Source organism: Natranaerobius trueperi (assembly GCF_002216005.1).
Classification (GTDB): Bacteria; Bacillota; Natranaerobiia; order Natranaerobiales; family Natranaerobiaceae; genus Natranaerobius_A; species Natranaerobius_A trueperi.
In genome coordinates, this window is record NZ_NIQC01000048.1 from 1 (window position 1) to 9,740 (window position 9,740).

The 9,740-nt window shown below is 31.9% G+C and carries 8 protein-coding genes and 1 pseudogene; 6 read left to right on the forward strand and 3 right to left on the reverse strand.

The window, feature by feature from the left end:
* A pseudogene (locus CDO51_RS12575) lies at positions 1-497 on the forward strand (hypothetical protein); the annotation flags it as partial.
* An 88-nt stretch (positions 498-585) separates the two neighbouring features.
* Here the strand turns inward: CDO51_RS12575 and CDO51_RS12580 are convergent.
* Entirely contained in the window at positions 586-1,050 is a 465-nt protein-coding gene (locus CDO51_RS12580) for a pyruvoyl-dependent arginine decarboxylase (protein ID WP_089024578.1), read from the reverse strand.
* Positions 1,051-1,227: 177 nt separating this feature from the next.
* Between CDO51_RS12580 and CDO51_RS12585 the strand changes: the two genes are divergently transcribed.
* Entirely contained in the window at positions 1,228-2,415 is a 1,188-nt protein-coding gene (locus tag CDO51_RS12585; RefSeq protein WP_089024579.1) for a NupC/NupG family nucleoside CNT transporter, read from the forward strand.
* Between the two features lie 33 nt (positions 2,416-2,448).
* Here CDO51_RS12585 and CDO51_RS12590 read toward each other — a convergent pair whose 3' ends face one another.
* Entirely contained in the window at positions 2,449-3,624 is a 1,176-nt protein-coding gene (locus tag CDO51_RS12590; RefSeq protein ID WP_240503581.1) for a metal-dependent hydrolase family protein, read from the reverse strand.
* Positions 3,625-3,689: 65 nt separating this feature from the next.
* On the opposite strand from CDO51_RS12590, the gene CDO51_RS12595 reads away from it, so the two are divergent.
* On the forward strand, positions 3,690-4,328 hold the full coding sequence (locus tag CDO51_RS12595) for an alpha/beta fold hydrolase (RefSeq protein WP_089024580.1): 639 nt from the start codon (positions 3,690-3,692) through the stop codon (positions 4,326-4,328).
* On the opposite strand, the gene CDO51_RS12600 is transcribed toward CDO51_RS12595, so the two are convergent.
* Positions 4,299-5,510, reverse strand: a complete 1,212-nt coding sequence (locus CDO51_RS12600) for an amidohydrolase (RefSeq protein ID WP_089024581.1) — start codon at positions 5,508-5,510, stop codon at positions 4,299-4,301. The genes CDO51_RS12595 and CDO51_RS12600 overlap by 30 nt on opposite strands.
* A 442-nt stretch (positions 5,511-5,952) precedes the next feature.
* Here CDO51_RS12600 and CDO51_RS12605 point away from each other — a divergent pair, with 442 nt between their 5' ends.
* From CDO51_RS12605 to CDO51_RS12615, 3 genes are all read left to right on the forward strand, one after another.
* On the forward strand, positions 5,953-6,321 hold the full coding sequence (locus CDO51_RS12605; protein ID WP_240503582.1) for an ArsR/SmtB family transcription factor: 369 nt from the start codon (positions 5,953-5,955) through the stop codon (positions 6,319-6,321).
* A gap of 14 nt (positions 6,322-6,335) precedes the next feature.
* Complete coding sequence (locus CDO51_RS12610; RefSeq protein ID WP_089024582.1) at positions 6,336-8,510, forward strand: heavy metal translocating P-type ATPase; 2,175 nt, start codon at positions 6,336-6,338, stop codon at positions 8,508-8,510.
* A gap of 146 nt (positions 8,511-8,656) precedes the next feature.
* Positions 8,657-9,586, forward strand: coding sequence for a hypothetical protein (locus CDO51_RS12615; protein WP_089024583.1), 930 nt, complete (start codon positions 8,657-8,659; stop codon positions 9,584-9,586).
* Positions 9,587-9,740 lie beyond the last annotated feature (154 nt).

A 9,740-nucleotide genomic window follows, 5' to 3' on the forward strand; every position in this document is an offset into this window, starting at 1 on the left:
AGCTTTCTCTTCGTTTTTCATATTTGTTTTTAGGTTGTGACATGAAAATTCCCCCTACCTTAGTTAGTTGGGGGAATTATGACACAATCTTAGCTGTTTTACTATGTGGGGATAGTTTGACGCTTACTGTATTTCCAGTGAAGATAAAGTTTTTAGCTATTATTACTGGAGTATATTTAGGATCAGTAGTTTTATTTTCACCATTAGTTCATAAACTAACCGTCATAATTGCACTAACTAATTTTTTATTATTTTTTGCTGAATACTTTTTCAAAACCGCTAAAACAAGAAAACAAGTTATTTCGAGAAGACGAGAATTTCAAGCGAAATCTACAAGAAAAGGACCTATGCATAGATGTTATATTTGTGGAAAAACAGAAGAAGATGACCCTAAACTAGAATTTAGATACTGTTCGAAATGTGATAGGGATTATGAGTATTGCATAGAACATTTAAAAAATCATGAGCATGTTAAAAAAGAAAATAGACAAGAATAAAAGATTGAGGTATGTGCCTCAATCTTTTATTTATTGTATTTTATCTAAGAAGATGTAAATAGAATCTTTGTTATATCTAGGTGATTAATTAGAACAGTGCTACTCCACTAAATACACTACCACAATTAATAACCGTATGTTCTATTCCTTTGGTTAAAATTTGTTCAAGTTCTAGGCTTCTATTATTAAAGGACTCAACTAGTTCTTTTTTTAATTGCTCTACTAAAGTGTCTTTTTCTTGAAAACCAGAAGTTTTAACAATAATTCCTTGGTTTTTTTTGTTTTTAGGAATACCAATAGCGACAACAGAAGATATTACTTCACCTTGTTTTTTACTAGTAAATGAATCATACGCTATAGTTAATGTTGAACCTACAGGTAAAGTAATTTTATTAGTTTGTATAGCCTTAGGAGGTATAATACTAGTAATTTTAATTAAATTATAGTTACCTACTTTTGCATTTAATAACGCTTTATCAAAAGCACTAGAAAGGTTGTCTCCCTCACCTGAATCAGCTACAAGGCAGAAACGTTTCTTTTGTGGGGTAAACAATTTTTCACCCCCTTATTTTTTTATTATTATATTCTTGTTAATCTAAATTCGGTTAGATTGAAATATCAGTATTTGTTACTACCTCAATAAAATATTGGGGTATTTTTACATTATTAATCAAACATTTCTAGGGAACAAATAAATATAGAAACTATCTACAGTTATGGGGGAGATGTAATGGAAGTTTTATTAAGTATTTTAGCTATAGGAATTATCCTTGGGATAGCATTTCTTATGTCTAACGATAAAAAGAACATTAATTTTAGAGGTATTGGCATTATGTTGTTAGTACAACTTCTCATAACTTGGTTTATGTTTACTACAGAAATAGGTCGTTCAGTAATTAATGGCATATCTGCAGGATTTAATAAATTAATTGAATTTGGTAGGGAAGGTATTGACTTTGTAGTAGGTGGATTTCAAGTTGGAGAAGAAGGTGTTTTTTTTATTGATGTATTGTTACTAATTATTTTTTTTGCAACCCTTCTTTCAGTATTAACATACCTAAAAATTCTACCTCCGATTATAAAATATTTAGGAGGTCTTATATCTAAGATAACAGGGCTTCCGCGAGTAGAATCATTTAATGCAGTTAACAGTGTATTTTTTGGCCAATCAGAAGCCTTAATTGCAATTCGCTCACAATTTCATCACCTAAATAATAATCGTTTATACATAGTGAGTGCCTCAGCTATGGGTTCAGTTTCAGCTTCTATAGTAGGAGCTTATCTACAAATGTTACCACCTCAATATGTTTTAGTTGCATTACCACTAAATATGTTTAGTGCTATAATGATTGCATCTATTATTGCACCTGTAAATATAAAAAGGGAAGATGATATTGTAGATGTGGATAATGTTTCTGTTGAAGGAAGTATTTTTGAAGCTATGGGTAACGGAGCTTTAGAAGGTGGGAAAATTGCTTTAATAGTTGCTGCAATGCTAATTGCTTTTATTGGATTATTAGAGCTAGTAAATTGGTTGATTCAGTTAGTCTTTGTAGGGATAACCTTACAAGAAATTTTAGGATGGATAATTGCTCCTATAGGTTTACTTATGGGGATTCCGCATGAAGAAGTGATTGAAGCAGGAGCAATTATGGGAACTAAAATAGTAACTAATGAATTTGTTGCTATGCTTCAATTTCAACCGATGGTAGAAACAATAAGTGAAAAAACTGTTGGTATAGTTACAGTCTTTTTAACGAGTTTTGCTAACTTTGCATCTATCGGTATTGTCGCAGGAACAGTTAAAGGAATCGATAGTGACAAAGCTGCAAGTGTATCTAGGTTCGGCTTTAAACTACTTACAGGTGCCACTCTTGCTTCAGCTTTATCAGCTACCATAGTTGGAATCTTCTTATAGAAAAAATCCTCTCTTTTTGAGAGGATTTTTTATTTACTTAACAGGGTCACCTTTTTTGAAAACTTGATATATTTTTTCTAGATTATATATATCATCTAATGGATTATCATCGAGTACTATTAAATCAGCATCTTTACCAGGTGTAATAGTTCCTACTTGATCTGAAATGTTTAAGAGTTCAGCACTTCGTTGTGTACCTGCTTTTATAGCTTCAAGAGGTGACATGCCATTTTCAACCATTAATACTAGCTCATAAAAATTGTAACCATGATAATTAAAAGGAGTGCCTGCATCTGTTCCCATAGCTATTTTAACTCCAGCTTCAAGAGCCATTTTAAAACTTTCTCTATGAGCTTTTAGACTAGCATCACTCTTTTTGACCGCATGTTCTGGAATATTTGCTTCTTTACCTTTTTTAGATATCCAGTAAGGTGCAGATAATGTAGGGACAAAATAGATACCGTTATCTTTCATCATAGTTATCGCCTCTTCATCTAGATAAATACCGTGTTCTATGGAATCAATACCAGCGTTGATGGCATTTTTTATACCAGTTGTACCTTGAGCGTGTGAAGCAGTAGTTTTACCAGCTTTATGAGCTTCTTCAATAGCAGGAGCCATTTCATCAGTAGATAGCTGAGGTGATCCTGGTTCCACCCCTTCTGTCATAACTCCGCCTGTGGCCATTATCTTAACAATATCTACTCCTTTTTTTAGCTGGTTTCTAGCAGCTTTTCTAGCTTCATCAGGACTATCAACTTCTTCTGCTATTGGCCATCCATGGCCACCAGTCATAACAATTGGTTTTCCAGCAGCTAACATTGTAGGTCCTATTGCTTCATTAACGTTAATTGCATCTCTTAGATCAAGATCTACATAATTTTTCCCCCCTAAATCACGCACTGTAGTTACTCCAGATCTAAGGGTTTTAGAAGCATGCTCAGAAGATTTTAATACAGTTCTTGAGTCACTTTCGTTTAAAAGAGTAGAAAAAGGATCTGCACAAGGCTTAAAAGTTAAATGAACATGTGAGTCAATTATTCCAGGTATAACAGTTTTGCCTGACATATCTTTGACTTTAGCTTCTTTTGGAATAGAGACCTGTGTACCTACTTCAACTATTTTGCCATTTTCTATTACAATAACAACACCGTGTTCTTCTGATTTTCCAGTTCCGTCGATCATAGTTAATCCAGTTAAAACTAGCAATTTTTGATACCTCCATTAATTAGTAATATAATGTATATAAAAGCAGTTAAAAAAGGAGAATAACAATGGGTATAGTTATATTAGTACATGGTTTTAATTCATCTTTTCACGATATGAGTTTTTTAAGTGATTATTTTAAAAATAGAGGTTATCTAGTATATTCTCCAAATCTACCTACTAGATTTGCAAGTTTTCATAAATGTACAACTATATTTGAAGATTGTACCAATGATTACCTTAATAAGTGTAATTATTTTAACCCCAAAATACATCTAGTTGGTCATAGTATGGGTGGTCTAATAATTAGAAATTATTTAGCTCGTAATACCATAGATAATATAGGTAGATGTGTTTTGATAGCTACACCTAATAAAGGAACTAAATTAGCAGATTTACTTTGCTTATATTCACCGATAAATAAGATTCATAAACCCTTAGATGTATTAGTTACTTATAAAAAATTATTATATGAAAGTAACAGTTCATTAGAATTAGGAATAATAGCTGGTACAAAATCTAGTTGGCCCTTTAGTTTATTACTTAAAAATGATAATGATGGACGAGTTGAAGTTGAATCTACTAAAATGTCAAATGCCAAAGACTTCTTGTTATTACCGTTCGGTCATAAAGATATACATCACAGAACTGTCACAGCACAATATATTGATAATTTTTTAGGAACTGGAAGATTTCACAGTATTTGAAAATTCTTCTCTAATGTTGTGTTGATTAGATTCAGAAGTAACTATATCTAAACCAGTCATTGCTAAAGCCATAGCAGCTTTAATTGCTTTACTTTCAGCAATTTCTTCTCCAGAAACTTTTTCAAAATCACGAGTATGTCCACCAATAGGGGGATCTGTGATTTTAATATAAGGATGTATAGTCGGAATCTCTCTAGAGACATTACCTATATCGGAAGAACCTAAAATTTCGTCTGAGTCAGGGTAATTCACCTCTTCACCTAATATTTCCATATTAGTCTTGAAAAGCTCTCCCATACTTTTATTAGGATAACGTTCTTCATAAATTAAATCATGTTCACATTTGATCTCTGCATCTGTTAAAGCCGATGCACCATCAGTAATTTTTTTGAACTTTTCTAATAAGAAAGTAAGATCTTCTTTAGTTTTTGCCCTGACTGTAAATGCGGCTTTAGCATAATCAGGGATTATATTAGAAGCAGTTCCACCATCAGTTATAATACCATTGATTTTATTACTGTCTTTAATGCTTCCTTTTAAAACATCGAGCTCATTAAAGACATTAATAATGGCAGATAAAGCATTCACACCATAACATGGTGCGGCTGAATGTGCTTTTTTTCCAAATGCTTCTACATCAACTTGAGTACAAGCTAGTCCACCTCTTCCTACCATATTTTTGTTACCGGGGTGAATCATGAGAGCAAAATTAATATCGTCAAATCCCCCTTCTTCTAATAAATGAACCTTTCCCCCTCCACCTTCTTCACCTGGGGTTCCAATAACTGAAACTTCAAAAGGAATCTCATTATAAAAATCTTTTAAAACTTCACTTAAACCAATAGCAGCTCCAACAGAGCTTGTAGCGATCAAATTATGACCACAGGCATGACCTAGTTCGGGTAAAGCATCATATTCAGATAAAAAAGCGATTTTTAAAGTGTCTTTGGACTTAGAGTTACTGTAACTAGCTTTAAAAGCAGTCTCTAATCCACCGAATGGGTTCTCAAAGCTAAAATCATGGTTTTCAAGTATTTGTTTTTGAAATTGTACAGCTTTCTTTTCTTGGAAATTTAATTCTGGATTAGCGTGAATATTTTGGCTAAGTTTTTTAAGTTCTTTTGATATATAAGCTATCGAGTTTTGAATCTGATCTTTACTAACTAAAACTGGGTTTGGCATATTAAAACTCCTTTCTTTTGAATTTCGGTTCTTTAGTTAAATTAAACTTTCTATGCTATATGTCAAATACCTTCTTTACATTATTAAAAAATACGTCTTCATATTTTTTTTAGGTATTAGTCGTTATAAAATTCTACATAAACACTAATTTCAACTAATGGCCAATCAGTACCAAATAGCAATCTTATTATCATAGGTAAACTTAACCTAAAATAAAGTTTTACCCTAGACAAAAGTCTACACTTGAATTTAGTGTAGTTTTATTTTAAGAAGCAAGATCTGATAAATGAATATGGGCATCTATAATTTTCATTGAACTTAATTCCTATAAAAATAATATTATTAATTATTCAACAATACTTGCGTTTATTGAAGATTATTCATATAATACCATTGAACGCTTGAACATTTATTCAACTATTATAATTTTAGGAGGGGTAATTTGGGTGACAAAGAGAATTCAAAAGACACATGTGATTTATTTAGTTTTAACCCTGAAGCTGTTGATTGTATAAAAAATAATATGCTTTCAGAAAAAGAGATAAATAATATGTCTGAGATATTTAAAGTTTTAGGGGATCCAACTCGTATAAAGATTTTATATGCTCTTGAACAAGAAGAACTGTGTGTATGTGATTTAGCAATCTCTTTAAACATGAAAGTTTCAGCCGTATCTCATCAGTTAAGATTACTTAAAAAAGCAAGTTTAGTTAAATCAAATCGAAGTGGAAAGTATGTATACTATCAGATAGATGATGAACACGTTGAAGCACTATTTTCTAGAGCTTTAGAACATGTTCAGCATGATTAGTGGGAGGGGAAATTATGAAATATGAATTAAAGGGGTTAGACTGCCCTAGTTGTGCTTCTAAAATAGAAAAAAAACTTAATAAATTAGATAGTTCTAAAGAGATTCAAATAAATCTCTCTAATAATACAGTGGAGTTAGACCCTTATTATTTAGATAAAGCACAAGAAATTGTTGATAAAATAGAGCCTGGGGTAATCCTAAAACCAGTTGAAGATGAGCATAAATCAAAAAACCAAAGTTTTTTTAACATTATCAAAGACAGTTCAAACGAATTGATACGGATTATATTAGCTTTAATCTTATTGGGCATAGGTATCTTTTTTAGAGAACAGTTAAGAGAAACTAGTTATGGTGAATTTTTAGTATTCTTACTAGCTTATTTGTCAGTAGGTACTCCTATAGTTTTAGGAGCATTCAAAAGTTCACTAAAAGGTCAATTCTTTAATGAAAAGTTTTTAATGACAGTTGCAACAGTTGGCGCATTTTTAATTAGAGAGTTCCCTGAAGCTGTTGCTGTTATGTTATTCTATGCTGTAGGGGAGTTTTTACAAAATCTAGCTGTAAATAGGTCAAGGCGTTCTATCACAGCACTTTTAGACTTAAAAGCAAACTATGTGAATTTAGTTAAGGATGGTTCAGTAAAACAAGTAGATCCAGAAGAAGTTAAACCTAAAGATATAATAGAAGTAAGACCAGGTGAAAGAGTACCCTTAGATGGAAAAGTCATTTTAGGAACGTCTTATATAAACACAAGTGCACTAACAGGTGAGTCAGTTCCTAGACGTATTGATCCCGAGAACGAAGTATATGCAGGTGTAATTAATGAGAACAATCTAATTAGATTAGAAGTTACAAACAAATTCGAGGATTCATCAGTATCTAAAATACTAAACTTAGTAGAAAATGCTGCTTCTAGAAAAGCTCCTACAGAAAAATTCATAACAACTTTTGCAGGTTGGTATACACCTATTGTAGTATTTGGGGCATTAATTTTAGGTTTAGTCCCCCCACTCGTTATCGATGATGCAACGTTTTCAGAGTGGATATATAGATCTTTAATTTTACTTGTTATTTCATGTCCCTGTGCTTTAGTGTTTTCTATTCCTCTTGGGTATTTTGGGGGAATAGGTGGAGCTTCAAGAAAAGGGATTTTAGTTAAGGGAGCAAACTTTTTAGATGCTTTTTTAAAAGTGGATACAATGATTTTTGATAAGACTGGTACTTTAACTAAAGGTGTTTTTAAAGTATTAGATATATCTACAGTAAATGAGTTCTCTAAAGAAGAATTAATGGAATATGCTGCCCTTGCAGAAGCTCATTCAAATCATCCCATAGCTAAATCTATAAAGCAGTTTGTAACCGAAACCTTTGGTGAATTGCCTAAAATTAGTATTGTTGAACAAGAAGAGTTGAAAGGTCACGGTATCAAATCTGTAATGGGTGATAATACACTTGTGCATGTAGGAAACAAGCGCTTACTTGAACGTGAGGGAATTATATCTAATCAAAGTGACATAGAAACAGATGATGATTCCTGGGTACATGTAGCTATTAATGGGAAGTATGCCGGTTATTTTGTGGTTTCTGATGAGATTAAAGGTGAAGCAAGTAAAGTTATCAAACTACTAAAAAAATTAGGTATCAAAAAAGTTATCATGTTAACAGGAGATGAAGAAAAGAATAGTGCTAAAGTAGCAAGTGAGTTAGGGATAGATCGGTACTATTCTAACTTATTACCAGAAGATAAATTACAGATATTAGATGACTATATGGCTAAAACCCCAGGTAAAGTGGCATATGTTGGAGATGGAATAAATGATGCACCTGTTATTACAAGAGCAGATATTGGAATTGCTATGGGTGCGTTAGGTTCTGATGCTGCTATAGAATCATCTGATATTGTGTTAATGGATGATAAACTAATAAAATTACCAGAAAGCTTAGATGTTGCAAATAGAACTAGACAGATAGTAATTCAAAACATTATTTTTGCTTTGAGTATTAAAGCAGTTTTTGTTATATTAGGTACAATGGGCATGGCAACCATGTGGGAAGCTGTATTTGCAGATGTTGGTGTAGCTTTAATAGCTATCTTTAACTCTATGAGGACACTGCGAACAATAGAAAATTCGAAACAAAAGTTAACAAAAGTTGAAGAAGCTGACCTTAAGATGAGGATGACACATTGAGTTTTAACTACAAATATGTAAAAATACTACAGCAATTTTAAAATACTGTACTACAAATAATCAGATTGAAACTAATTTTTAATACACAATGTAGAGAAATATGTTAGTATAGTGTGATAGTGATGAAATGATATGAGGTGGGAGTTATGAGAAAATTACAAGAATTATATGTTTCTAATCGTGTATTTAAAAGTGTTGCTTTAGTTTTTGGGATATTTCTATTTACAAGTGCTTATCTTTCAACTTTATTTTTTTCTCTAGAGGATGAATTTGTTTTAGAAACATCTGATGAAATAGATTTATATGAACGACTAGATATGATCTATGTTTTAGAAAAAATAGATCATAATACAAACTTACCTAAAAAACAACAAATACTTAATATATTATTATCTGAAGTCGATAGAGTACAAATAATGGAAGAAAATTCAGAAACATTAGTCCCAGAAGTAATAAATTATGTAAGAGGTGATATTGATACTCTAAACTTAATGTTAGAAGTAGATACTTTAGAAGATGAACTAAAAAATCAGTTATCAGATTTTAATACTTTTATTAAAATATTAGAAATTCAATCGCCACAAGAAGCAGAGATATTGATGACACTTCCTGATAGTACACAAAAACAGCTTCATGATGTCATTGCAAATTCATTAATTAATCGAATTGAGTTACCACAACAAATATCTATGAGATACTTTATATCAGATTATGATATAGATACAACTTTAGATAGTATTAAAACTTATCTAGGTATAGCTAATACTATTTTAATTATATCAACTGTAATTGCTTTTATAACATTACTTTTGTTAGTTTTATTAGGTAGATTAACCGGAGTTTTATACGCTGGTATAGCATTAATAGTAACTGGAGGAATTATCTATTTAGGATCAACTTGGTTTATGAGTGAGTTGTTTGTTAGATTAATTCCTAATGTAAAAAGTATAGATCTAATAACTGATTTTAGCAAAGAGCTATGGCAATCCACTTTACCTTTTTCCTATAGTTATCTAGGGGTAGGTGCATTAGCAGTACTGATTAGTAGAATATTTAGTAAGAATAAAGCTCGCTGAAATTACAGCGAGCTACTTTTCAGTTTGCCCTGCATGGGCGGTAGCTAGGCGGTGAAAGTCCGCTACAGGCTTGGTGGTAGGAACTGTTAGCAAATGGCAAGGGCGTCCATCGTGAGGTGGAGTCTGAAGGAAGCCTGATGCAAAATCTCGGTCT

Coding starts and splice junctions, on each gene's coding strand:
- CDO51_RS12595 (WP_089024580.1), top strand. CDS start 3,690: ATGGGTATAGTTATATTAGTACATGGTTTTAATTCATCTTTTCACGAT.
- CDO51_RS12600 (WP_089024581.1), bottom strand. CDS start 5,510: ATGCCAAACCCAGTTTTAGTTAGTAAAGATCAGATTCAAAACTCGATA.
- CDO51_RS12610 (WP_089024582.1), top strand. CDS start 6,336: ATGAAATATGAATTAAAGGGGTTAGACTGCCCTAGTTGTGCTTCTAAA.
- CDO51_RS12615 (WP_089024583.1), top strand. CDS start 8,657: ATGAGAAAATTACAAGAATTATATGTTTCTAATCGTGTATTTAAAAGT.
- CDO51_RS12585 (WP_089024579.1), top strand. CDS start 1,228: ATGGAAGTTTTATTAAGTATTTTAGCTATAGGAATTATCCTTGGGATA.